Genomic DNA, 23,962 nt, shown 5'->3' with positions numbered 1-23,962 from the left:
CAAGAGCTAAATGAGTATAAAGTCTTTTGGAAAAGCCATCTCTGTGCTCCATTAAAGGGAAAAATCCCTTTAATGGCACCGATAGCGGCCCGAAAGTGCTCCATTAAAGGGAAAAATCCTCTTAATGGCACCAATAGCGGGCTGAAGGTGCTCAATTAAAGGGAAAAATCCTCTTAATGGCACCAATAGCGGGCTGAAGGTGCTCAATTAAAGGGAAAAATCCCCTTAACGGCACAAATAGCGGCCCGAAAGTGCTCCATTAAAGGGAAAAATCCCCTTAATGCCACTAATAGCGGGCTGGAAGTGCCCAATTAAAGGGAAAAATCCCCTTAATGGCACCATAGCGGGTCGAAAGTGATCCATTAAAGGGAAAAATGGACCTCCGTCAAGAAAGTGGACACAAGAAAAAAAGATTATGCGGTTTTTCTCTTTTTAAACTTCGCCGCAAACTGGACAGGGGAAACATAGCCTAGCGCACTGTGGATTCGCTTGCGGTTATAAAAGAATTCAATGTACTGGAACATCTCGTCCTGCGCTTGTTGCTTCGTTTTGAACTTGGTGCAATAGACAAATTCTTTCTTTAGTACGCTATGAAAGGATTCGATGCAGGCATTGTCATAGCAATTTCCCTTGCGGCTCATGCTTGCCTTCATGTGGTACTTCTTAAGACGTTTACGGTAATCTGCTGAGGCATACTGCGATCCCCGATCAGAGTGATGGGTGAGTCCCTTCTTGGGCCGTTTCGCTTGGTAAGCATCGTCCAAGGCACCTAGTACCAGATCAGTCGTCATTCGCTCCTCTAGCCTCCAACCAACAATTTCTTTCGTGCAGAGGTCGAGCACACTGGCCAAGTACAGCCGGCCTTCCCGGCAGGGGATGTAGGTGATATCCGTAACCCAGACTTTGTTGGGTTCGGCGGTCTTGAAGTCTTGGTTCAGTAGGTTCGGGGCGATGGGCAAATCGTGATTGGAATCGGTCGTCTTCACGCGAAAGCGCTTGGCGACACATGAGCGTAAACCCAGCTCTTGCATGTATTTCCCTACCGTCCGCTCGCTAACGATGTAGCCTTCTTTCTGTAGAAGCTTGGTGATTTTTGGGCTGCCGTAACGTTTCTTGCTATCCTTGAAATGATAGGTGATTCGCTGGAGTAACCGTGCCTTACGCTCCGCTTGGGGGCTGGTAGCCACGCTTTGCCATTTGTAAAACCCGCTCCGGGAGACTTTGAGAACGCTGCACATCTTCTCCACTCGAAACTCAGAGCGATGGGTTTCGATGAACTGAAATCTCAGTTCTTTGGTTTGCTGAAGATGTGCACCGCTTTTTTTACGATGGCAAGCTCCTCTTCGACGTCTGCAATTCGTTGCGCTCTTGCCCGTAATTCTTTTTCTTGTTCGGCCAGCCGCTGCTCGAGTTCGCGAACCTTTTCCGCACTGTTTACAGGTTCATTGCCGAACTCCCGATACTTCGCCAGCCAGTTGTGCAGCACGCCAGGGGAGATCCCCAGCTCCTCACCAATCTCCACTACCGTCTTCGTCTGTTCCTGAATATACTTGACGGTTTCTCTTTTAAACTTTTCATTGTATCGTTGCCGTTGTTCACCCATGTGAACACCTCCTCGTTAAGTTCATTATTCATGCTCTCTTAACGGGTGTCCACTTTTTATTCTAGCTGCAAAATCCCCTTAATGGCACCAATAGCGAGTCGAAAGTACTCCATTAAAGGGGAAAATCCCTTTAACGGCACCAATAGCGGGCCGAAAGTACTCCATTAAAGGGAAAAATCCCCTTAATGGCACCAATAGCGGGCCCGAAAACACTCCATTTTCGGATCATGCCCTCTTAATCCGATAAGCTGACGCGTCGGCGGGAGCTTGTCCGGTAATGAGCTATTAGCAGGGGAGCTGCAGGAGCGGAAGCGTCCGCCCGAAAGCTTTTCGGCACAGATAAGCTCTCTCCGGAAGCCTAAGCAGTCAGCGGATTTTTACCGCGAACAGCAGACGGGGGTTCGAACATTGATCAGTTCAATTTTTATAGGAACCGTAAACAACCTTTAGGAGGGAAAAATTATGCTTCACGTATCGCCGTCCTCTTTTGTCATACTTCCGGCCCTGGCGAAGATCGTCTGTGAACCAGGCTGGAGATGGCAGAAAAGAGAGAAGCCGCTGCAAAATTATGATTTGTTCTATGTCTGGAGCGGGGAGGGGACGGTCGTGCGCAACGGTACGCCTTTTCAGGTGGGCAAGGGAAGCTGCTTCCTGTTCCGGCCGGGCGATTATACGTATGCGACACATAATCCGCAAAAGCCTCTGGTTCTTACATATATTCATTTTGATGTGACCGAAGCGGTGTCCGAGATCCCTGAGCCTTACCGGGAACTGAGTGAAACGGTGGAATTCGAGCATCTGCTGGCCCGTTATGTGCGGCTATTTCTGGTGAAGACCTTTGCCGCAGAGGAAGAGGGACGTCTGATTCTGAAGCAGCTGATGATCCATCTGCTGCGAGAGGACCGGATGATGCCGGTAGAACGGCATGTTAGCAATCATCTGACCGAAATTATCCATGAGGTGGCCAACTATGTAAGCCAGCATCCCGGGGCCTCTCACCGGGTCGAGGATCTGGCCGCCCGGGCGGGCCTGTCCCCGCGTTACTTCTCTATCAAATTCAAGGAGATCACCGGTTCTTCGGTGCAGTCGTATGTGATCCGGGCCCGGATTGAGCGGGCACAGCATCTGCTGCTGTATGCCGGGATGAATGTCACCGAGGTGGCGGATGCGCTGGGATACCGTGATATTTTCTTTTTCAGCCGCCAATTCAAGCAGCACACCGGTAAAAGTCCTTCCGAGATCCGCTGACCGCCTGTGGCCTTCCTGTACGTGCCGCTTTGTTTCAGTCTTTTCTGCTGAGGGTAAATACGTTGCAACCTGGTTTAGCAGAAGATGTATATGCAGCATGAAAGGGGAGAATACAGGCATGTTAAGAGGACGCCGGATTTCAAATAATGCTCTCAAGTGCGGGAGCGCCGGTTACTGCCGGAGCCGCTGGAGACGGATGAAACAGATAAGCGGCACAGCCACTGATCAGTGGTTCTAAAGCTTTTATATGAAATAACGGAAATAACGGAAATAATGTAAGTATAGAGCAGTTTCAGCAGAGAACCGGAGCCGGCAGGCGGCCGGTTTTTTGATTTCCGGGTTTGGCGGCCGTGAGACGTATTTGCGGCTATGCGTATCTGTCGCTTCCTGCCGGGGTATAAGGGTAAGGAGAGGCAACATTCCCGTATAGAAGCCGGATATAGAAGGCCGGAGCACGGTATAATCAGAACAGCAAGTAAATGAGCCAAAGGGTAAAGGAGAGAGAGAGTATGTACGAAATCGTGTTGATACGGCATGGGGAGAGCGAATACAACCGCCAGAACCTGTTTACGGGCTGGAGTGATCCGGATTTGACGGAAAAAGGGGTTCAGGAGGCCAAGGCTGCCGGCAAGCTGCTCCGGGAGGCGGGCTACTCTTTCGATCTTGCTTTTGCTTCTGTGTTGAAGCGCTCAATCAAGACGCTGAACTATGTGCTCGAGGAGATGGACCTGCTCTGGATTCCGGTGCAGAAATCATGGAAGCTGAACGAGCGGCATTACGGGGCGCTGCAGGGGCTGAGCAAAAGCGAAACCGCCGTAAAATACGGGGAAGAGCAGCTGCATATCTGGCGGCGCAGCCTGTCGGTCCGTCCGCCGCTGCTCACGCCGGATGATCCGCGGTATGCCCGCAACGATGTCCGCTACAAGGAGGTCCGCCCCGGCGATATCCCACGCGGCGAGAGTCTGCAGGATACCGTCGGGCGTGTCGGCGATTTCTGGAACAACCGGATTGTACCGCTGATCCGCAAGAAGGAGCGGGTGCTCATCTCGGCTCACGGCAACACGCTGCGGGCACTGATTAAATTCATGGAGGATCTGGATGAGCCGACCCTGCTGAATCTGAATGTGCCCACCGGAGTCCCGCTTGTCTACAAGCTGGATGATGATGTGAAGCCGGTCAGCCGCTTTTATCTCGGGGTTCCTGAAGAGGTACAGGAGAAGGCCCGGGATGTAGCCAATCCGGGCAAAGTAATGGAATAACGGAGCCTGAGGATCAAACCACAATAAAGGGTACTCCCTGCCTGAACCGGCAATGGAGTACCCTTTTTGGTGTATGCATCTTACAATTAAGGCCTGCTTTGCGTTCCGAGCAGTTCACCCATCCTGACCTTTGTTCCTTCCGCAAGTCCGGGACGCGGGGTAAAGGTACCGTTCTCAAGCAGCAGTACTACTGTGGAGCCGAATTCAAAATAGGCGAGATCATCGCCGATCAGCCACTGATCAGCCTGCTCATCCGAATAGCGGATACTGCTGACATTCATCGCGCCCACCTTCACAACGGCGGCTTCACCGTTTGCTCCGGCAATATAAGTAATGAGCCGTTCGTTGCGGCTCAGCACGCTTTTCATATGTCTCATGCCGAATTCGTTGACTGGATATGCCCGTCCGCGGATATAATCGCTCTCAATCCGGCGTCCGGTAAGCGGCGAGTGAATACGGTGGTAATCGGTTGGACTGAGGTACAGGACGAAAAAGAAGCCTTTTTTGTAAAGCTCCTGATGCGGCGAGTGGTTGAGCAGCTCCTCCAGCAGGTAATCCTGACCTTTGACATTCATGATGGTTCCGGAATGAATCTCACCCATCGCGGTGATTAGAGCGTCTACGGGGCTTGCCACGGCGTTCGCGCCTTCTGCGATCTGGCGCATGCCCGGCTTCAGCCTGCGGCTGAAAAATTCATTCAGCGTGTGGTACTCTCCGGAGGGCTTCTCCGCTTCGGCGGCAGGAATACGATAAGTCCGAATAAATGTTGGGATCAAAAAACGGCTGAGTCTGCTATGGGAAAAAGCACCCATTAACCGGGAAAGCCACCTATGCGAAGACAGCTCGGTCATCAGCCGCAGCAATTGTTTAACCATGATTATCTCCCTTCCGTCTTGCAGAGTAACGGTCCCGTCAGCCGGGGCCGTTACTGCTCTGCATTATATTGACATAGAATAGGAGACAAATCAATAACGGATATACCTGGAGGGGTCATCCAGCAGGTAGCGGGCATAGCCCATAGGCCTGCGGTAGCTGTCCTTCCAGGTGTCGCTGAGTCCGGCTTTTTGAAAGCCGTACCGCTGGTCGCGGCCGTTGCACTCAATAAAGTACAGCCGCCGGTCCTTGGTGATGCCGATATCCAGCCCGATATCGGCCAGCCCTGGCAGGCTTCTCTCCAGCTGGCGTGCGATGGAGAGGCTGAGTGTATGAACGGACATACGGATGCTTGCAGCCCCCTCGCCGCCAAAAACCTGCTCCAGCACAGCGGAGGTACTGAACGCTTCGCCGCCCCTGGCGATATTGGAGACGAAGCCGCCCGGTGCCGCAAGCTTGGCGAACATGCCGGTCACCTGCCAGTTTCCGCCCCAGCCGCGCTGTACCGTGACACGCAGATCAAAGGGGCGGCCGTTCATTTCAGCCAGCGGAATGCGCTCCTGCACCAGATACGGCATGGCAGCGAAGCGTGCCCGCAGCACCCGGTGCAGATTCTCCTGGCTGACGCTTCTGCTGACATAGCGGCGGGACCCGGAAGGAAGATAAGTCCAGATCCAGCGCCGGGTACCGCTTTTTCGCGACAGGCGCATAACGCCCTTCCCGACACTCCCGCGGCACGGCTTGAGAATGAGATCATGATGGCGGTTGACCATGTCCCTGAGTCCGGCCAGTCCGGCTGCAGAGTCAGGCAAGAATCCCCGCAAAGCCACATTCTGCTGCAGCAGACGATGAATCTGATCTTTTCCATAACGGTTGCATGTATTAAAAATCAGGAGGCCCTGCCCCAGCAGCCGTTCAACCCCGGTACTGTATGGGCTGTAAATGGCCCTGTTATGAATGACGGACGGCGTCGGGACGACGGTCCGCTGGTATCCCTGAAGGCCTTTCACGTAAGCCACGCTGAATCCGGGTTCAAGATTGATGTCGGACAGCTGCAGGAAGCAGGGGACCATTCCATATCCGGCAGCAGCCTCCTCGTAGACCTCCAGCGACTCCTGTCCCGTTTTTAACCGGGGAACGCCCCGGTGCATAGCGGCATTTAGCAGTATCCCCACGAGCTTTTGCCCCATGTTCGTTCCTCCTGTTAGCTTCTGTAATGACTCCCTGTGACGGCGGTTCCGCTTCTCTAGCATTGTATGTTTGTACGGGGGCTTGAGGATGGACGAATGCGCGGCGGCAGATGCCCTTTTTTAAAATATAAGAATTTATAAGTTTTACACTATACCTCATCCTTATATTTCCCGCAGAAACGGATACCGTCCTGTTGAGGACGGCATAGCCGTTTCTACTTGTATAGAAGATGGGGATATCCGGCTAAAAAAAGATGAATGTTGTAATGCTAAACCATGCCGGGCCCGGTGCAAAAGGGTGTCATCCGCCTATTCCACTGCATATGATGCCAAGGAGAAACAATCGATGGAAGGAGGAGACTGCTTGTGAAGGGCTCCAGAAAGAACCGGCATAACCAATCCAAACGGCGTCTTTATTATGTGGATAATCCCAATAAAACAGAACTGAGCATGCTGCGTAGCGGTCAAAGAGTACAGGGGGATCTATCAACCGGGGAAACGGATACGTCGGAGGATATGACGGCAGCGACCCTGCTGGTCAGCGGGGTAGATACGGCGGAGCTTCCGGCTCCGGCAGAAGCTGTTACCGTTGAACCGGCTCCCCAGCTACAGCCAGGGCCGCAGCAACAGCCGGCGGCCGAGGCTCCGCTCCTGAGTGAGACGGATGTCCGGGTAAGCATCCCTGCTGAACCGCTGCTGACAGAAAAGGAACGGCTGCAGAAGGTCTATACCGACGACATCTCCGAAGCGGCGGTTACCGGCTCCAAAATCGCCCCCCGCACGATTGACGGGTCCAAGCTGAAATTCGGCATTATCGGTACACCTTGGCTGCAGGATTACGCGGTACAGAGCATCAACATTGCTGAAAAGGCGGTTACCTCCTCTAAAATCGCCCACGAATCCATTTCAGGCGAGCATTTGGCGGAAGGCAGCATCAGCGGCGGTAAGCTGCTGGATCATTCGATCGGCGGAGAAAAGCTGAAAAACGGCAGCATCGGCCCTGAAAAGCTGGCTGACCGGACAATCGGCGGGGAGCAGATTGCGGACCGCTCGATTTCCGGACGGCATCTCAGCGAGCTGCTGATTACCTCCGAGCTGCTGGAGGACGGCGCCGTAAGCGGCGAGAAAATTCTCAGCAGCAGCATCGTCAGCCGTCATTTGGCCAACGGGATTATAGACCGCTCCAAGCTGGCGGATGATGCGGTATCCGGCGACAAAATCGCCGACGGCGAAATCAGCGGCGACAAAATCGCCGAAGGTGCCATTGACAGCCGTCATCTCAAGGAAGGGACCGTATCGGCGAAGCACCTGGCTCCGGGGGCGATCGGGCGTGAACAGCTGGCCAGCCGTCTGATCGGCAAAGAGCAGCTGGGTTCCGCCGTTATCGAGAGCACACACCTGGCCGATGGCGCAGTCGGAGCGCGGCAGCTTGGAGAAAAGGTGGTGCGCAGCCAGCATTTAAGCCCGGAGAGCGTAAACGGGTCGCATATCGGCGACGGGGAGATTAACGGGCATCATCTGGCAGACCGGAGTATTACATTTGTAAAGCTGGCAGAGGGAGCGGTAGGGACGGCCCAGATAGTAGAGCAGGCAGTCACCTCCTCCAAAATCGCTGATCAGAGCATTCTGACGCATAAGCTGGCTGATGAGGCAGTAACCACCCGCCATCTGGCCAAATCAGCCGTCCGCGGTCCGCAGATCGCCATGCAGTCCGTCTCCTCCGCTCATTTACAGCGTGAGGCGGTGGACCAGTCCCATCTGGCGGCGGAATCTGTCGGTTCAGAGCAGCTGCAGACCGGTGCCGTACTGGGAAGCCATCTGGCTGCCGGCTCGGTAGGCGGCAAAGTGCTTGCACATGACTCTGTCAATGCTGAGCACCTGCTTCCGCATAGCGTAACTACAGCCAAACTCGCGGACGGAGCGGTGACCGGTGCGAAGCTGGCTGGCGGTGCAGTGAACGCAAATGCAATCGCCAGGGAAAGTGTGAGCGGGGAGCATATTGCCTTCTGTGCCGTTGAAGAAAAGCATCTGGCGGATGCCAGTGTGGGCGGCCGCGTGCTGCAGGGCGGAGTAGTAGATACGGAGCACCTGGCTTCCGGAGCTGTTGAGCGCAGACATCTGGCTGAGCACAGTGTAAGCAATACCGCACTGCAGGCCGGGGCGGTGACAGGCGATAAGCTGGCATCCGGAGCAGTGAAGGAGGTCCATCTGGCGGCGGGTGCGGTACAGCCGCATCATCTGGCAGATCATGCCGTTACTTCATTAAAAATATCACCGGAGAGTATCTCTACTGACAAAATCAGCGATCTGGCTGTTACTTCCATTAAACTTGCCGACGGCAGTGTGACTTCTTCCAAGCTGGCGACTGCTGCAGTAACCGCCGAGCATCTGGCTCCGGGAGCTGTTGCTCCCGCTTCGATCAGCGATACCGCTGTACAGGGCAGACATCTGGCTCCGGGAAGCGTCGGCGGTGCCCATATCCGGCCGATGTCTGTCGGAAACGGGCATATTCTCCCCGGCTCGGTATCCTCCATCCAGATACAGGATGGCAGTATCAGCACCTCCAAGCTGACCGATGAAGCGGTGAGCTCCCGCCATCTGTCGCCGGAGAGTGTGGAAGGCCGTCATCTGGCGGATGATGCGGTAGCAAGCCGCCATATCGGCGAGGGTGAGATCACCCTGGAGCATCTGGCCGCAGAAGTACGCAGCGCGCAGTGGCTGCCTGAGCGCAGCATAGACGGCGATAAGCTGGCCGAAGGCTCCATTGATGCTTCCCATCTGGTTTCCGGCAGTGTATACGGTGACCACCTGATTCAAGAAGCGGTGGACAGCCGCCATATCCGCAGCGGCAGTATTACGCTGGATCATCTGTCTGAGGAGGTCTTCACCTCCGGGCTGCTGCCCGAGCACAGTGTCGGCGGCTCCAAGCTGGCGGATGAGGCGGTAACCTCCCGCCATCTGTCGCCCGGAAGTGTGGACGGCAGCCATCTGACGGATGATGCGGTAAGCAGCCGTCATATCGGCGGAGGCGAAATAACACCGGACCATCTGTCTGAGGAGGTTATCAGCGCGCAATGGCTTCCCGACGGCAGCATCAGTGCCGAAAAACTGGCAGATGGCACTATCGGCCCGCTGAAGCTGGCTCCCGGCAGTGTGTATGGCGACCATCTGGTCAAAGAAGCCGTAGACAGCCGCCATATTAAGAACGGCAGCATTACGCTGAAGCATCTGTCACAGGAGACGCGTACCTCGGAGCTGCTGCCTGACGGCAGTATCGGCGGCTCCAAGCTCGCCGAGGATTCCGTCAGCTTCCGCCATTTGGCGGCAGACAGTGTGTATGGCAGTCATTTGGTGAACGATGCAGTAACCGGCCGTCATATCGGTGCAGGCGAGATTACGCTGGAGCATCTGGCCGCCGAAGTACTTGGCGCAGAGTGGCTGCCTGAAGGCAGCATCGGTGCAGGCAAACTGGCGGACGATACAGTAGCAGGTCGCCATATCGGCGAAGGTGAGATCACGCTGGCGCATCTGGCCGGCGAAGTCCGAAGTGCCGATCTGCTGCCTGACGGCAGTATCGGTGCAGATAAGCTGGCGGAGAATGCGGTAGCAGGCCGTCATATCGGCGAAGGTGAAATTACGCTGGCGCATCTGTCGGGCGAAGTGCGCGGAGTTGAGCTGCTGGCTGACGGCAGTATCGGTGCAGATAAGCTGGCGGAGAATGCGGTGGAAGGCCGTCACATCGGTGAAGGTGAAATTACGCTGGCGCATCTGTCGGGCGAAGTCCGCAGTGCGGAGCTGCTGGCTGACGGCAGTATCAGCGGCGATAAGCTGGCAGACGTTGCGGTGGAATCCCGTCATATCGGTGCAGGTGAGATCACGCTGGAGCATCTAGCGGCCGAAGTCCACAGCGCAGAGTGGCTGCCTGACGGCAGTATCAGCGGCGATAAGCTGGCAGACGATGCGGTGGAATCCCGTCATATCGGCGAAGGTGAGATTACGCTGGAGCATCTGGCCGGCGAAGTCCGCAGTGCAGAGTGGCTGCCTGACGGCAGCATCGGTGCAGGTAAGCTGGCAGAAGATGCGGTGGAATCCCGTCACATCGGTGAGGGTGAGATCACGCTGGACCATCTAGCGGCCGAAGTCCACAGCGCAGAGTGGCTGCCTGAAGGCAGCATCGGTGCAGGTAAGCTGGCAGACAATGCAGTGGAATCCCGTCATATCGGCGAAGGTGAGATCACGCTGGACCATCTAGCGGCCGAAGTCCGCAGCGCAGAGTGGCTGCCTGAAGGCAGCATCGGTGCCGATAAGCTGGCGGACGATGCGGTGGAATCCCGTCATATCGGTGAAGGTGAGATTACGCTGAAGCATCTGTCCAGCGAAGTGCGCGGAGCAGAGCTGCTGGCTGACGGCAGTATCGGTGCCGATAAGCTGGCAGACGATGCGGTGGAATCCCGTCATATCGGCGAAGGTGAGATCACGCTGGACCATCTAGCGGCCGAAGTCCGCAGCGCAGAGTGGTTGCCTGAAGGCAGTATCGGTGCCGATAAGTTGGCGGACGATGCAGTGGAAGGCCGTCATATCGGTGAAGGTGAGATTAAGCTGGCCCATCTGTCCAGCGAAGTGCGCGGAGGAGAACTGCTGGCTGACGGCAGCATCAGCGGCAATAAGCTGTCTGACGGCAGCATCGGTTCGCGTAAACTGGCTGCCGGCAGTGTATACGGAGGCCATCTGGCCCCTGAAGCTGTAGACAGCCGCCATATCCGCAGCGGCAGCATTACACTGAAGCATCTGGCCGAGGGGACACTGACGCCTGATCTGCTGCCTGACGGCAGCATCAGTGCAGCGAAGCTGGCCGAAGGCTCAATCAGCTCCTTCCAGCTGGCTCCAGGCAGCATCTATGGCGGCCACCTGGCTTCAGAAGCAGTGGATAGCCGGCACATCCGCAGCGGCAGCATCGCACTGAAGCATCTGGCCGAGGAAGTGCAGACAGCAGATCTGCTTCCTGACGGCAGTATCGTCGCAGCGAAGCTGGCAGAAGGCTCGGTGGGTTCCTTCCAGCTGGCTCCGGACAGTGTATACGGAGGCCATCTGGCTCCTGAAGCGGTAGACAGCCGCCATATCCGCAGCGGCAGCATCACGGCCGAACATCTGGCAGAAGGGACGCTGAACAACGACATGCTGTCTGCCGGCAGCATTGACGCTGAGAAGCTGGCAGATGGAGCCGTGCATTCACACCATCTGCAGCCGGAAAGTGTGTACGGCGAGCATTTGGCCGACGGCATTCTGGAGGAGCGGCACCTGCTGCCGGAAACGATCAAGCTGACGCATCTGGCGGAAGAAGTCCGTTCGGCTGACCTGCTGCCGGATGGCAGCATCACCGGCATCAAGCTGGCTTCCGGCATTATCGGGAAGGAGCATCTGGCTGAGCAGGCCGTTGGTACTTCCGCAATTGCAGACGAAGCAGTAGATGCAGCTAAGCTGGCCTCCCTTGCCGTTCAATCCCGGCACCTTGAGGAAGAAAGTGTGCAGAGCTACCACATTGCAGCCGGCGCCGTTACCGGTGATCATCTGGCTCAAGGTGCAGTCTCAGCAGAGCACCTGTCCTTCAGTCCGGTGCAGAGCTCAGGAAACCGGCAGGTGCTGCAGCAGTTTGGCATGACGGCGTTCATGTTTAACGGCAATGCGGAGAGCGTGGAAGTCACAGTAACCTTTGATGAGGGCTTCGGCCATACCGGCTATGTGTTCGTGGCTATGACCAACCAGCCGTATTTCCTTGCTTCACTGAAGAGCAGAAGCGCTGGGGAAGCGGTTGTGAACATTCACAGGCTGCGCGAGACTCCGCATTTCTATGGTGTGTTATCCTGGATTGCCCTTGGCACTCCGCTGGCCAAACCGCAGGTCGAGCACCGGGCGTTTGACTGACCGCTGCACAACAGTCTGCGGGTGTTATAGCCTGCAGGCTGCTGTGGAATTTGTTTCTATTGATCAGGCGCAGCCGTGAGGCTGCGCTTTTTGCTGCGGGCTTGGACTTGGAGGAGAGAGGAAGGCAGCAAAGTGCTGGCGGTTTCGAAAAATGGCATGAGTAGATGGTAATGAGAGACGGAAGCGTATCAGATTTCGGATTCCGGCGATGGCGGGAGGCGGGCAAAATGAGAGGAGAGTAAATAAAGGGGAATTTCCCCTTAATGGAGCTCGATTGGCATGCCCGCAATCAAAATAAAGGGAAATATCCCCTTAAATGGCCTCGATCCGCGTGCCCGCAGGCGAAATAAAGGGAAATATCCCTTTAAGGGGCCTCGATCCACGTGCCCGCAGCTGAAATATAGAGCGGTTTTGGCTGTGTAAAAGTAACATTGTTAGTGACTGAGGTAGTTTAACAAGTGTTTGCGGTACGGCGAAGAAGCTGGTGAAGTGTACATATTAGTGTGACTATGTTGAAATGTAACACTTGGATCTGGCGAAGAAGCTTCTGTTAATGTGGCGGCAGTGTCCGCACCGCGGCATTTGTCCGATTTTCTGTACAAAGGGAGACATCTGCCGTTGCAGGAGACAGCGGTTTACATAGACTGTGGTGTAACCCTCAGCCCGGGAGTATGCCCTCCGAAGGAAGGTGGATGAGCTTGAAACAGCGTAAACGAACATCTGCCCGCCGCTCGGGGCGGCGGGCTTCCCAAGCAGTGCGGAGAACCCCCCGGACGCAGCGGCGGCCGGCAGAAGCACTGCCTGCAGTGAACCACTCCGAACCCGTTGTGTCGGTCATTATCCCCGCTATGAATGAGGCGCGGACGATCGCTGCAGTCATTGCCGGAGCCAGAGGCGTTCATCCGCGCTGTGAGGTTATTGTAGTAGTCAACGGTTCAGCTGACAATACAGCAGAAATTGCGCACCGGATGGGTGCGAAGGTTATCACGTTTGCCCAGCCGCTCGGACATGATGTTGGGCGGAGTGTCGGAGCGGACGCAGCCAGGGGAGACATCCTGCTGTTTACTGACGGGGATCTGGTCATTTCGGCCGCAGAGCTGCGTCCGTTTGTGGAAGCAGTCGGCGGCGGTGCTGATGTAGCGCTGAATGATTATTCCGGTCCGGTCCGCGGCCGGATACCGCATCCGGTGATACTCTCCAAGTACACACTCAATGTTATGCTTGGCCGGCCGGACCTGAACGGATATTCGCTCACAGCGGTGCCCCATGCGCTCAGCCGGAAGGCGCTGACAGCACTGGGCAGCGCTATCCTGTCCAGGCCGCCGCTTGCAAATGCCCGTGCAGTGCTGGATGGACTACAGGTGAAGGCCGTGCATAAAGTGCCGGTTGGCCGGATGAATGCAGTCCGCCGCAAGGAGGGGGGCAGAGACCTTTTGCAGGAGGTCATTCTCAGTGACCATCTGGAGGCAATAGGCCTGCTGCTGGAGCGCAGAGGCGAAAGAGCAGGTTACGGCGATGCAGGCCGGCGAAGGGAGATGGTGAGATGAACGCTGTAAAATCGAAGAAACAGGGAAACCAGCATAAGCAGAAACGGCAGGCTTCTGCCTCCGGCGCTTTAGCCAATCGCCCGGCCTCCGCTGCACCAGAAGTCTCAGCCACCCTCTCTGCCGATACTGCACCGCGGGAATCCGCCAACCGCCCGGCATCCGCGGAGCTGCAAGTCTCCGCCGTCCGCCCGGCATCCCGGGCCGCCGGTGGCCGCCGCTCTGCAAACGCAGCGCAGCGTACCGCTGCCAGCCGCTCCGGCGCTGCGCGGAAACCCCGCCGCAAAACCGCAGCCAAGCGCCCGGCGGCCGGCGCGAAGCAGACACAGATGCTCCCCCGCAAGCTGCGGGGGACGCTGTCTGTCATTATCTCGGCAAGGAATGAGGCGAAGACCTTACCGCTGCTGTTAAAACAGGTGCAGCGGCTGGCACCTGCCGAGATTATCGTTGTGCTCAACGGCTGCACGGACAACAGCTTTAAGCAGGCCCGGCTATGCAGGCAGGCAACGGTCGTGCATGTTCCCGAGCCGGCCGGCCATGATGTGGGCCGATCGCTCGGCGCCAAGCTCAGCAGGGGCGATATCCTGCTGTTCCTGGACGGCGATATGGTTATCCCGGCGCCGCAGCTGGCCGGCTTTGCCGCAGCGGTAGACGGCGGGGTTGATGTGGCACTGAATGATCTGGACGGCCTGCTGCCGCCTTTTGGACTCAGTGACAATGTTACCCGCTGCAAGCTGTATCTCAACATGGTGCTCGGCCGGAGTGATCTCGGAGCCTGCTCGATGACCGCAGTACCCCATGCCCTGTCCCGGCGTGCGCTGGAAGTGATCGGTTACCGGGAGCTGATGGTGCCGCCTAAAGCGCAGGCACTCTCGCTGCTGAAGCAGCTGCGGGTGGAAAAGGCAGGCACAGTCAATGTCTTCAAGCAAAACCGTCTGCGGCAGGACAACACAGGCGCCGGAAACAGGGTAGAGCAGCTGATTGCCGGTGATCATGCGGAAGCGCTCAAGGCGGTTCTGATGCTGAGCGGAGCAGACGCCGGCGCCGGCAGCCTGCAGGAGCAGCGCAGCCAGCTGGCGGCCTGGAGGAACGCCCTATGACCAAGACCAGCATCATTATTCCAACCTATAACGGGCAGAAGCTGCTTGAGGCCTGTGTCGAATCGATCAGGCAGCACACTCCTTCACCTTACGAAATCATCGTGGTTGATAACGCCTCGACTGACGATACGGTAGCTTATTGCCGCAAAAACAAACTAACCTTCATTTCACTCCCGGAGAACCGCGGTTTTCCGGCCGCCTGCAACCTGGGGCTGCAGCTGGCTTCGGGGGATGAGCTGCTGCTGCTGAACAATGATGTTATTGTCTCGCATAACTGGCTGGCCAACCTGAGGGCGGCTCTGTATAGCGCAGCGGACATTGGCATTGTCGGGCCGGTGACGAATTATGCCAGCGGCCGGCAGCAGGTGAGAACGTCTTACACCGATATATCCGGCTTTCACAGTGAGGCTGAAACGGCTAACGTGCCTGATCCCCTAAAATGGAAAGAGACGGTGCGGCTTGTAGGCTTATGCTTTTTGTTCAAAAGAGCGGTACTCGACCGTGTCGGCCTGCTGGATGAGCGGTATTCACCGGGACATTACGAGGACGATGATTATTGCTACCGTGCCCGGCTGAAGGGCTTCCGGCTGCTGATCGGCGGGGACTGCCTGGTGCATCATGAGGGGAGCGCGAGCTTCAAGCAGGTCTATTCCGCGGAGCTTAATGAGCTGGTGGAGCGTAACCGCAGGCTTTTTATAGAGAAATGGCATTTGGATCCGGCACAATTCATCTGAGTTGCCAGCCCGAAGGCTAAAGACACAGATAAAAAGGAGGAAAGTAAGTGAAAGGAGTCATACTGGCGGGCGGAAAAGGAACAAGGCTACATCCGCTGACCCGGCTGATGAACAAACATTTGCTTCCGGTCGGCAAATATCCTATGGTGTGTTACGGTATTGACCGGCTGCGCCGGGGCGGGATAACCGATATTCTCCTGATCATCAGCAAGCAGTCTGCGGGGCAGTATACGGATTTTTTAGGCAGCGGTGCGGAATTCGGCGTAAACTTGACCTACAAAATCCAGGAGGCTGCAGGAGGCATCGCAGAAGCGCTGGAGCTGGCGGAAGGGTTCATTCTCCCGGGCGAACGGTTTGTCGTGCTGCTGGGCGACAATCTTTTTATGGAGGATCTGACGCCTTATATGGAGAAATACGCAGAGCAGCCGCAAGGGACGGCCAAGGTGCTGCTGAAGCCGGTAGAGGATGCCCGCAGGTACGGGGTTCCTGTATTTGACGACAAGGATGCGTCCCTGATCGCTTATATTGAAGAAAAGCCGGAGCAGCCGAAGACGAATTTTTGCGTGACCGGCATTTATATGTACGATGAGGCAGTGTTCGACATTATTAAGCGGATTGCTCCTTCAGGGCGCGGCGAGCTGGAGATTACCGACGTGAACAACATTTATGCCGGGGAGGGTAAACTCAGCTACGATGTGCTTAAGGAATGGTGGAGCGACGCGGGAACGTTCCAGTCTCTGCAGGAGGCCGGGGAAAAGCTGAAGAACACGCTGCCTTAGGCTATTCTTTGAAAAAGATGATCGGGATTTGCAAGAGACATTCTTCTCACTAGGGGGAGGGTGTCTCTTTTTACGATAGACATATTGAAAGATTGCTTTACTGGAGTGATAGTACCCAAGTATCCAAAATTTAGATATACTGTACATGCGGATCAATGGTCCTGCGTCTTTTGAACTACATACTTAGAGTACTGAAAGGGGCGTACATATGTTTAACAAGGATTTACGCGAAACGGCTATCCGTAATATGAAGGCAGAACAATCCAGATATGAATCGGAGAACAAGCAGCTTGTGGGAGATGCAGAGCAGCTGCTGGGCAAACGGAGATTACTCAAGTCCGCAGTCGATGAATCCTGGGAGTTTATAAATAGTATGCGCAATATACCGACGGCTCTGGATACCGAGCTCAAGATCATAAAGATTGAGTCCAAGAGGTTCTCCGGTTTGCTGGATACCCTTGAAAGGGAGATCAGCAAGGCTAACTTCACCTCCGGAGGGACGGCGGCAACAGGTGTGGCGGCTGGTATCGGTGTGGCTGCTTTTGGGCCGACCGCTGCGCTGGCTATTGCTACTACATTTGGCACCGCTTCGACTGGTACAGCTATCGCTACGCTTAGCGGTGCAGCAGCAACGAATGCTGCCCTTGCCTGGCTGGGAGGCGGGGCGCTGGTTGCCGGCGGCGGCGGAACAGCAGCAGGAACCGCACTGCTTGGACTGGCGGGTCCGGTCGGCTGGGCGATAGGCGGAGGCGCGCTTGTGACCGCCGGTTTACTGAAAAGCGGCAAAAACAAGAAGATTGCCGAACAGGCCAGCGTGGAGGCTGCGAAGATCCGTAAGCATGTCAAGGCCATAGAGGCGACCCGTAAAGAAATCCAGGAAATTACGGCACTGAGCACCGCGGCCTCGGACGGGCTGCGCGGCATGCTTCTGCAGTGCCGTACATTGACTACAGACTATACCCAGCTTACACCGGAAGCCAAGCAGCGGCTGGGGGCGCTTGTCAATAATACTAAAGCCGGGGCGCAGCTGTTGAACCGGGCCGTTGGAGCAAACGCATAACAATGGATGCGGCGGGTGTAAAGGGGGATGGCCATGTCCGGAAATGTTCTGGAAATGACTTCATTATTAGAGGTAGAGCTTAAGGAGATTACTTTAAGTAAACGTACTTTGGAGATCAATCATGTGCTGGAGCTTCTGGCAAAGTATAAGGAAACAACGCTGACTACACTAATCAGCCAGTTTGGGCTCGGGCCTGTCTTTGACAGCTACAGGAACGGCGGGAATGTAACGACACTTCATAACGCCGGGAAGGGAATCTTTGCGGATGAGGCCACCTCAGAGCGGTACACGGAAGCTTTTGACCGAAAGAATTACGAAAAGGATTTCCCTAAGAAGCGGAAGCTTACATTTCAAACCAGCAGCCAAATTACGGACGACTATACCGGAAAAATACTAAGAAAAGACGGGACAACCCATCTGGATCACATTGTATCTGCCAAGGCGGTTCACGACAATAACGGGGCGCGCCTGTATATGTCTGCTGAGCGGCGTAATGAAATGGCGACCTCCGACAAGAATCTGGCCTGGACAGACTCCAGCCTGAATCAGTCGAAAAGCGATAAGGACCTGGAGCAGTGGATGGCCCGCCAGAACAGGCGGAATCCGGGCGAGACCAACGCCAAGCATTATGAAATCAATCCGGAGGCTGCTGCCCGGAAGAATAAGGAGGCGAAGCAGCATGTCCAGTCCACAGTCAGGCGGGCCAGAAACAAATATTATGCATCCGGTGTGCTGTCAAGCGGTGTGGATCAGGGCTTGCGGATGGGGAAGAAGCAGGCACTCGGGATGTTTCTTTATGAGCTCCAGGCGGCGCTGATCCCGGAAATGACCGAATATTTCAGACAGTTTAAGAGCTATGGGACTTTATCAAGAAGAATAGAAGAGTTCAGTAATCTCTGCATGCGGCTGCAGGCAAGGATGGCGGCAAAGGCAAAGGATATCGCCAGAGCTTTTGGCGAGGGGCTGGCCGGCGGCTTCACCGCGAACCTGATAACGATCCTGATTAATACGTTCGCGACCACCTCCAGGAACATGGCCCAGATGCTGAATGACAGCATACATGCCCTGGTCAGAGCCTTCAAATTACTGATCAATCCTCCGTCCGGAATGGGGAGGAGCCAGGCGCTGCTGGAAGCCTCCAAAATATTGACTGCAGCCGTTACAGCTTCAGCCGGAGTAATATTGACCGAAAGCTTTGCCGCCTATCTCAAAACAACCCCGGCTGCTCCTTTTGCGGATCTGATTGCCGGTGTGCTTGGCGGGATTCTGACCGGGATTGTCTCCGTAACGCTGGTATATATGATCGACAATTTCGTTGCAGTCATAAAAAGCGTAGGAGCAGCCTTCAGCCTGATCAAATATCAGCTGATTCTGGGACGGATCTACCTGGAATATGAAGAGCTGAACAAGCTGACAAGCCTCGCATATGATTGCGGCAGACTGGCAGGACTGCAGTTAAAGGCCAGCCGCGAGCTGGCCAGGGCGAACGGGGTACAGGAAAACGAAATCCTTATGGGACTGGATGATATTGACGATTTTTTTATGAATGGAATGTGATTGCTGTTAAACCTGACTTCCGTCCATTTGGAAGTCAGGTTTTTTATCCGGCCGGCCAACCCTCCACCAGATCAGATCATCGGTCTCGCGGTAGGGTTCAGCACCCAGATGCTGCAGCAGCCTGTGGGAGGCGGTATTGTCCGGCTCTGTATCAGCAATGACCCACTGTGCCTCCGGATGGCTGAAAATCCACTCATTAAGACACCGTACCGCCTCCGTTCCGTACCCCTTACCCCAATGCTGCTCGTCAATGATATAGCCGATTATAACCTCGCCCTGTCCGTTCGGCCGGCCTTTCAGAATCAGGAAGCCGATGATTTGCTGCTCCTCCCGGTGAATGACAGCCCAGCACGTATACCACAAATAATGCTCTGCGTTCTGCAGTACCTTGGAATGGCGTACCTTGAGCGCATACAGCATTTCATCGTCCAGAATGGCCGGGGCCAGCCTGAAGCCAAGAGCCTGCTCCATTAAGGCGGCAGTGCAGCTGAGAGTGCTGACAGACAGCTCTGCGGCAGTCATAGCCTGTAAATCCAGACGAGTACTTGTAATTTTCATAGCGCTCCCCCAATCCATTTATACATGCTGCTATAAGACCTTTATGTGAAAAAAGACCATTCATTCCAGCATTCAGCATATGCCCGGGCATTCCGTCTGTCAATATCCTCCAAATGTTCATATCTTCCGTTCCTCAGCATTCCGGGTTCCTCCGCACCGACAGGGCTTCAGCCGCATATGCTGTAGCAGGGCGTTTGAGCAAAGGAGACATGAAGGTGCAGAATAAAATAACCAAAGTGCTGCAGCACATGGCCCATACGCACGAACAGATGGCGCGGATTCTTGACGCCGAACGCCACGTTGCCGTCCGTATGTCGCAAATAGTCCATGATCTGCCGAATGCGGAGCCTGATTTCGGCGGTTTCAGCGGACTGGTCGAAAGCCACGGCCAGGTCAACAAAAATATCATCGCTTATTTGAACGCACTTGCTGATCTGGAAGAGGCGATGGCCGAAGGAGTAGGCCGTGTAATCAAGGAACTGGGCGGCCAGGATGAAGAGTAGCGCTTAAAGAGCAGGAGGCGGAACATGAGCAGGGAAAAAGCTTATCTGCAAATGCTGGAGTCGACCGCTACTATCCAGTGGAACATCGCGATGATTCTCGAGGCCAAAGCGGTAGAGGCGGAAAAGGTAAAGCAGTGGACGCAGCATCATATCCATGCCAGAGCCTTCGACAACCATGAGGAGCAGCTGAAGGAAACTCTCTCCATCCATGAGGTGATTGTGGAGATGGTCGAGGGGCTGACCAAGCTGGAAAACGGGCTGTACAGTAACCTGAAGGCGGTGCTGGGCAGCGGCGAGGATGAAGGCGGCGAAGGCTTCGGCAGCATGTCGGGAGACGGCTTCGACTTCGGGGACGACAGCAAATGAGCGGCGGGCTTCTCTCCGAACACGCCGTCAAGCTGGAGATGATCCGCTCCATTGCCCGCAGCCAGGCCGCACTGGCTGCGATTCTGGAGAGTATCGCCGAAATTACGGGGCAATCGGAGCTGACGGCCCGCAAGCTGAGTGACAATATCAGAATCCTAAGCCAATATCAAAGCGCCATGTGCCGGATGATGTCCGGTATTTCGCTGCATCAGCCCAAGCAGGGGAAGCCTGCGGCACCATGGCTTAACAAGCATGCGCAAGGGACGCCGCGAAGAGCACATGGAGTACAGGAGGAGTAGAAGGATGAAGAGAAAGAAAGCAATCAAGCGTTCAGGCCGGGCAGCCAAGAGACGCACCCTGCTGGTGACGCGCAAGGCGAAGATCCGCAGAGGAGCCGGCCGCAAACTCCGCAAGCTGCGCTCAGGCAAGACCAAGAGAGGACTGCTGCTGCGCAAGAAAAGAAGACTCCGCCGCCGGATTGCGGCCCGGAGAGTTCAGGTGGTTGTTCAGCCTCCGGTGCAGGTAACGCCGGCTGCCCCGCTGGTCGTTCCGCTCCCCCCGGATCTGGGCGTCCCTCCGGAAACCCCGCCGGGAGACGCCTATCAGCAGGGCTACACCGAAGCATACAACGTGGGGTTCGACGCCGGTTTCGCCAAGGGCTTCGAGGACGGGCATAAGCTGGAGCTCGGCTAACCAAACATGGGCTTGCCCGGATCGTGCGGGCAGGCCCTGCTGCACTTTACAGACCGCTGGCCGGCCTATTGAATTTGTCTCCTGATGTGATAAACTTCACTAATGAGTTATCATAGACAGGATCTACTCAAATCATCAGGCAGGAAAGCAGGGATACCATGGGCAGTAATGAAATCCGTAAAGCGCGGACAGAGGAAATCGGAGAGATTATGGAGCTGATCGCCGGATGTGTACAGGTGATGCAGGCGGGAGGCAGTGATCAGTGGGATGACAGCTATCCTAACCGCGAGATCATTGGACAGGATATCGAACACGGGACTCTCTACGCTTACATAGATAATGGCGCTATTGCCGGGATTCTTGTGCTGGACGAGCACCAGAATGAGCTGTACCAGAGCATCAAGTGGTCACAGGAGCAGGGCAAGGCGCTGATTATGCACCGGCTGGCTGTTCATCCCGAGGCTCAGGGCAAGGGCATTGCCCGGAAGCTGATCGCTTACGCCGAGGAATATGCCCGGGAGACAGGGTACAGCAGCATCCGGCTGGACACTTATACGAAGAACACTCCTGCGCTTGCTTTGTATCCGGGGCTTGGATATGAACGCAGAGGCGAGATTTTTTTCCCGGGGCGTACCGCGAGCTTTCCGGTATTTGAAAAGGTGCTGGATGGCGTTAAGGAGTAATCCGGCTGCACGGGGTTAAGATACATGTAGTTATGTTATATAAAATAACATATTATCACTATTTTTATTAAGATAAACTTGAATTTCGCCTTTATTTCTAATTTACGTGTTAATTTAGTTGACATTAACTTTGTCCTTCGTTTATTATGGGGTTATTCAAAACCAATTGAATAATCCTTTTTTTCGTATATCCTTAATAATTGGTTTAAGGGTCTCTACCGGGAACCGTAAATTTCTGGCTACGAAAATATGCTGCGGCATATTTTTGTGGCCTTTTTGTGTTATTTGGCTGTACAGACTGAGTGAGCAATCTGTGAATTGAACGAGGGGGAAACGGGACATGGCCAACATACTGATCAAAAACGCGGAGATTATTACAATGAACAAGCAGGAAGAAATCTTCCATGGGGATATCCGGATCAAAGACAATCTGATTACAGAAATCGGCAGCGGGCTTACAGCGAAGGGGGATGAGCGGGTTATTGATGCAACGAACCGGACGGTAATCCCCGGCTTTGTGCAGACACATATTCATCTCTGCCAGACGCTGTTCCGCGGCAAAGGCGATGACCTGGAGCTCATGGACTGGCTGCGCAAACGGATCTGGCCGCTGGAAGCTGCCCACGATGAGGAATCGTTGTATTACTCCGCCATGCTTGGGATCGGGGAGCTGATCTCCAGCGGTACGACGACGATTGTTGATATGGAGACGGTCAACCATACGGATTACGCGTTCCAGGCGATTGCCAAAAGCGGCATCCGTGCCCTCTCCGGCAAAGTGATGATGGATCAGAAGGGCGGCGACGTCCCGGCAGCACTGCAGGAGGAAACGGCGGCTTCGCTGCAGGAAAGCGTGGATCTGCTGGAAAAATGGAACGGCTACGGAAACGGGCGGATCCAGTACGCTTTTTCACCGAGATTCGTGATCTCCTGTACAGAGCCGTTGCTCAAGGAAGTTCGTGACCTGTCGGCCCGCTATAATGTAAAAGTGCACACCCATGCCTCGGAAAATCAGGGTGAGATCGAAATCGTCCAGGCGATGACTGGCATGCGCAATGTTGTGTACCTCGATCACCTGGGGCTGGCGAACGAACGCCTGATTCTGGCCCACTGTGTCTGGCTGGATGCCGAGGAGAAGCGGATTCTGCGCGACCGCGGGGTGCATGTCAGCCACTGTCCGGGCTCCAACCTGAAGCTGGCTTCCGGTATTGCCGATACGCCGGGGATGCTGCACGATCATATCCATCTCAGTCTGGGTGCCGACGGCGCGCCATGCAACAACAACCTCGACATGTTCAACGAAATGCGTCTGGCCGCAGTCATCCAGAAGCCCCACCACGGCCCGACCACGATGGATGCGCGCAGTGTCTTCCGCATGGCAACCATCGGCGGCGCCAAGGCAGTCGGCATGGAAGACCAGATCGGCAGCATCGAGGTAGGCAAAAAAGCCGACCTGGCCATCCTCAACCTCTACAACTTCCACACCTTCCCGTCCTATGACGTCGATCCGATCTCCCGGATTGTCTACTCCGCCACCCGCGCCGATGTCGAGACGACGATTGTCGACGGGGAGATCCTGATGGATAAGGGACTGCTGAAGACGGTGGATAAGGACATTGTGCTGCAGGAAGCGAACCGGTCGATTAAAAGATTGCTGGGGTATACGCAGGTTAGCTAAGCTGAATATTATCGACACATTCGACAAAATACCACCGTTTCGCAAGTTGGATTTTTGACATATGATTGATTTGTGTGAAGGCTGCCCACGGTTGTGGGCTGTTTTTTTGTGCGGACATTGTACGGTGTATTTTGCTGAAAGGAATGGATAGTATGGATGGAAGCGAGAACTTGAATACATTTGGAGAACTGTTGATAAGTCAAGTTAGAGACAGATCTATTGAGCAATGGGAAAAGATGTTAACCGGACAATTAAAAAGTAAGCGTGCTGTGAACGTTTATGAGGAAGCTCAATTGAAATTAGACTGCCCGGCTTTGGAAATGGTTACTGGTCTCGTTAGTCAAATCGTTGATTCTACATTACATAATTTTCTAAGCTTATGTGAGCAGGAAGACAAGATTAAAATCCTGTTTAAGACCAATGACATTGAACAGGTGGAAGAAACAGATATTGTGGAGATTAGCGATGGGTTGGCTGGTGAACTTTACACAGAAGATGGTTGGATATTGAAATACTCCCAAAAGCCGTATATTGAGCCTTGACGGAAATAATATTACCAATGAAGGGGCTAATATAAAATGTTTAAGATGAAGCTGAAATGTGAAAAACCGT

At 54.9% G+C, this 23,962-nt stretch carries 21 protein-coding genes and 1 riboswitch; of the genes, 16 read left to right on the top strand and 5 right to left on the bottom strand.

Features of this window, described 5'->3' with window-relative positions:
- Window positions 1-413 precede the first annotated feature (413 nt).
- Entirely contained in the window at window positions 414-1,274 is an 861-nt protein-coding gene (locus tag AC4G46_RS26500; protein WP_491128983.1) for an IS3 family transposase, read from the bottom strand.
- Between the two features lie 11 nt (window positions 1,275-1,285).
- Window positions 1,286-1,603, bottom strand: coding sequence for a transposase (locus AC4G46_RS26495; protein ID WP_060818741.1), 318 nt, complete (start codon window positions 1,601-1,603; stop codon window positions 1,286-1,288).
- Between the two features lie 462 nt (window positions 1,604-2,065).
- Between AC4G46_RS26495 and AC4G46_RS26490 the strand changes: the two genes are divergently transcribed.
- Together AC4G46_RS26490 and gpmA are read left to right on the top strand one after the other, a co-directional pair.
- Window positions 2,066-2,851: a helix-turn-helix domain-containing protein gene (locus AC4G46_RS26490; protein ID WP_491125336.1), complete on the top strand. Its 786-nt coding sequence runs from the start codon at window positions 2,066-2,068 to the stop codon at window positions 2,849-2,851.
- A 509-nt stretch (window positions 2,852-3,360) separates the two neighbouring features.
- On the top strand, window positions 3,361-4,110 hold the full coding sequence (gpmA, locus tag AC4G46_RS26485) for a 2,3-diphosphoglycerate-dependent phosphoglycerate mutase (RefSeq protein ID WP_491125335.1): 750 nt from the start codon (window positions 3,361-3,363) through the stop codon (window positions 4,108-4,110).
- An 86-nt stretch (window positions 4,111-4,196) separates the two neighbouring features.
- On the opposite strand, the gene asd is transcribed toward gpmA, so the two are convergent.
- Complete coding sequence (asd, locus tag AC4G46_RS26480) at window positions 4,197-4,985, bottom strand: archaetidylserine decarboxylase (RefSeq protein ID WP_491125334.1); 789 nt, start codon at window positions 4,983-4,985, stop codon at window positions 4,197-4,199.
- A gap of 90 nt (window positions 4,986-5,075) precedes the next feature.
- Window positions 5,076-6,173, bottom strand: coding sequence for a YheC/YheD family endospore coat-associated protein (locus AC4G46_RS26475; RefSeq protein ID WP_491125333.1), 1,098 nt, complete (start codon window positions 6,171-6,173; stop codon window positions 5,076-5,078).
- A 366-nt stretch (window positions 6,174-6,539) separates the two neighbouring features.
- Between AC4G46_RS26475 and AC4G46_RS26470 the strand changes: the two genes are divergently transcribed.
- The 7 genes from AC4G46_RS26470 to AC4G46_RS26440 all read left to right on the top strand — a co-directional run bounded on the left by AC4G46_RS26470 (window position 6,540) and on the right by AC4G46_RS26440 (window position 18,869).
- Window positions 6,540-12,095 (top strand): WIAG-tail domain, encoded by a 5,556-nt coding sequence (locus tag AC4G46_RS26470; RefSeq protein ID WP_491125332.1) that lies wholly within the window; start codon window positions 6,540-6,542, stop codon window positions 12,093-12,095.
- 692 nt (window positions 12,096-12,787) lie between these two features.
- The gene (locus AC4G46_RS26465; protein WP_491125331.1) at window positions 12,788-13,642 is read left to right on the top strand and encodes a glycosyltransferase family 2 protein; all 855 of its coding nucleotides are present in this window, start codon (window positions 12,788-12,790) and stop codon (window positions 13,640-13,642) included.
- Complete coding sequence (locus AC4G46_RS26460) at window positions 13,639-14,739, top strand: glycosyltransferase family 2 protein (RefSeq protein WP_491125330.1); 1,101 nt, start codon at window positions 13,639-13,641, stop codon at window positions 14,737-14,739. The genes AC4G46_RS26465 and AC4G46_RS26460 overlap by 4 nt, the downstream gene beginning before the upstream one ends.
- Complete coding sequence (locus tag AC4G46_RS26455) at window positions 14,736-15,473, top strand: glycosyltransferase family 2 protein (RefSeq protein WP_491125329.1); 738 nt, start codon at window positions 14,736-14,738, stop codon at window positions 15,471-15,473. Before AC4G46_RS26460 ends, AC4G46_RS26455 begins: the two co-directional genes overlap by 4 nt.
- A 47-nt stretch (window positions 15,474-15,520) precedes the next feature.
- Window positions 15,521-16,252, top strand: coding sequence for a sugar phosphate nucleotidyltransferase (locus AC4G46_RS26450; protein WP_491125328.1), 732 nt, complete (start codon window positions 15,521-15,523; stop codon window positions 16,250-16,252).
- 208 nt (window positions 16,253-16,460) lie between these two features.
- The gene (locus AC4G46_RS26445; protein ID WP_491125327.1) at window positions 16,461-17,312 is read left to right on the top strand and encodes a DNA polymerase III subunit gamma/tau; all 852 of its coding nucleotides are present in this window, start codon (window positions 16,461-16,463) and stop codon (window positions 17,310-17,312) included.
- 33 nt (window positions 17,313-17,345) lie between these two features.
- Entirely contained in the window at window positions 17,346-18,869 is a 1,524-nt protein-coding gene (locus tag AC4G46_RS26440; RefSeq protein WP_491125326.1) for a hypothetical protein, read from the top strand.
- Window positions 18,870-18,875: 6 nt separating this feature from the next.
- Here AC4G46_RS26440 and AC4G46_RS26435 read toward each other — a convergent pair whose 3' ends face one another.
- Entirely contained in the window at window positions 18,876-19,427 is a 552-nt protein-coding gene (locus AC4G46_RS26435) for a GNAT family N-acetyltransferase (RefSeq protein WP_491125325.1), read from the bottom strand.
- Window positions 19,428-19,642: 215 nt separating this feature from the next.
- Between AC4G46_RS26435 and AC4G46_RS26430 the strand changes: the two genes are divergently transcribed.
- The 7 genes from AC4G46_RS26430 to AC4G46_RS26400 all read left to right on the top strand — a co-directional run bounded on the left by AC4G46_RS26430 (window position 19,643) and on the right by AC4G46_RS26400 (window position 23,892).
- Complete coding sequence (locus tag AC4G46_RS26430) at window positions 19,643-19,930, top strand: nucleoside-diphosphate sugar epimerase (protein ID WP_491125324.1); 288 nt, start codon at window positions 19,643-19,645, stop codon at window positions 19,928-19,930.
- Between the two features lie 24 nt (window positions 19,931-19,954).
- A complete protein-coding gene (locus AC4G46_RS26425; RefSeq protein WP_491125323.1) occupies window positions 19,955-20,296 on the top strand; it encodes an alpha-helical endospore appendage domain-containing protein in 342 nt (113 codons plus the stop codon).
- Window positions 20,293-20,595: a hypothetical protein gene (locus AC4G46_RS26420; protein ID WP_244157795.1), complete on the top strand. Its 303-nt coding sequence runs from the start codon at window positions 20,293-20,295 to the stop codon at window positions 20,593-20,595. Before AC4G46_RS26425 ends, AC4G46_RS26420 begins: the two co-directional genes overlap by 4 nt.
- A 4-nt stretch (window positions 20,596-20,599) precedes the next feature.
- Entirely contained in the window at window positions 20,600-20,989 is a 390-nt protein-coding gene (locus AC4G46_RS26415) for a hypothetical protein (RefSeq protein ID WP_039876756.1), read from the top strand.
- 158 nt (window positions 20,990-21,147) lie between these two features.
- Window positions 21,148-21,672, top strand: a complete 525-nt coding sequence (locus tag AC4G46_RS26410) for a GNAT family N-acetyltransferase (protein ID WP_491125322.1) — start codon at window positions 21,148-21,150, stop codon at window positions 21,670-21,672.
- Between the two features lie 163 nt (window positions 21,673-21,835).
- Window positions 21,836-21,934: riboswitch (purine riboswitch) on the top strand.
- Between the two features lie 78 nt (window positions 21,935-22,012).
- The gene (locus tag AC4G46_RS26405; protein WP_491125321.1) at window positions 22,013-23,350 is read left to right on the top strand and encodes a 5'-deoxyadenosine deaminase; all 1,338 of its coding nucleotides are present in this window, start codon (window positions 22,013-22,015) and stop codon (window positions 23,348-23,350) included.
- 131 nt (window positions 23,351-23,481) lie between these two features.
- Window positions 23,482-23,892, top strand: a complete 411-nt coding sequence (locus tag AC4G46_RS26400; protein ID WP_491125320.1) for an epimerase — start codon at window positions 23,482-23,484, stop codon at window positions 23,890-23,892.
- Window positions 23,893-23,962: the final 70 nt, after the last annotated feature.

This window comes from Paenibacillus sp. fava2 (genome assembly GCF_058313675.1).
The sequence above is the reverse complement of the archived record's forward strand: the minus strand, read 5'-3'. Positions and strand labels throughout refer to the sequence as shown.

Bases quoted from the DNA above. Each gene is read 5' to 3' on its own strand.
- AC4G46_RS26495 (WP_060818741.1), bottom strand. From the start codon at position 1,603: ATGGGTGAACAACGGCAACGATACAATGAAAAGTTTAAAAGAGAAACC.
- AC4G46_RS26490 (WP_491125336.1), top strand. From the start codon at position 2,066: ATGCTTCACGTATCGCCGTCCTCTTTTGTCATACTTCCGGCCCTGGCG.
- gpmA (WP_491125335.1), top strand. From the start codon at position 3,361: ATGTACGAAATCGTGTTGATACGGCATGGGGAGAGCGAATACAACCGC.
- asd (WP_491125334.1), bottom strand. From the start codon at position 4,985: ATGGTTAAACAATTGCTGCGGCTGATGACCGAGCTGTCTTCGCATAGG.
- AC4G46_RS26475 (WP_491125333.1), bottom strand. From the start codon at position 6,173: ATGGGGCAAAAGCTCGTGGGGATACTGCTAAATGCCGCTATGCACCGG.
- AC4G46_RS26465 (WP_491125331.1), top strand. From the start codon at position 12,788: ATGAGCTTGAAACAGCGTAAACGAACATCTGCCCGCCGCTCGGGGCGG.
- AC4G46_RS26460 (WP_491125330.1), top strand. From the start codon at position 13,639: ATGAACGCTGTAAAATCGAAGAAACAGGGAAACCAGCATAAGCAGAAA.
- AC4G46_RS26455 (WP_491125329.1), top strand. From the start codon at position 14,736: ATGACCAAGACCAGCATCATTATTCCAACCTATAACGGGCAGAAGCTG.
- AC4G46_RS26445 (WP_491125327.1), top strand. From the start codon at position 16,461: ATGTTTAACAAGGATTTACGCGAAACGGCTATCCGTAATATGAAGGCA.
- AC4G46_RS26440 (WP_491125326.1), top strand. From the start codon at position 17,346: ATGTCCGGAAATGTTCTGGAAATGACTTCATTATTAGAGGTAGAGCTT.
- AC4G46_RS26435 (WP_491125325.1), bottom strand. From the start codon at position 19,427: ATGAAAATTACAAGTACTCGTCTGGATTTACAGGCTATGACTGCCGCA.
- AC4G46_RS26425 (WP_491125323.1), top strand. From the start codon at position 19,955: ATGAGCAGGGAAAAAGCTTATCTGCAAATGCTGGAGTCGACCGCTACT.
- AC4G46_RS26420 (WP_244157795.1), top strand. From the start codon at position 20,293: ATGAGCGGCGGGCTTCTCTCCGAACACGCCGTCAAGCTGGAGATGATC.
- AC4G46_RS26415 (WP_039876756.1), top strand. From the start codon at position 20,600: ATGAAGAGAAAGAAAGCAATCAAGCGTTCAGGCCGGGCAGCCAAGAGA.
- AC4G46_RS26410 (WP_491125322.1), top strand. From the start codon at position 21,148: ATGGGCAGTAATGAAATCCGTAAAGCGCGGACAGAGGAAATCGGAGAG.
- AC4G46_RS26405 (WP_491125321.1), top strand. From the start codon at position 22,013: ATGGCCAACATACTGATCAAAAACGCGGAGATTATTACAATGAACAAG.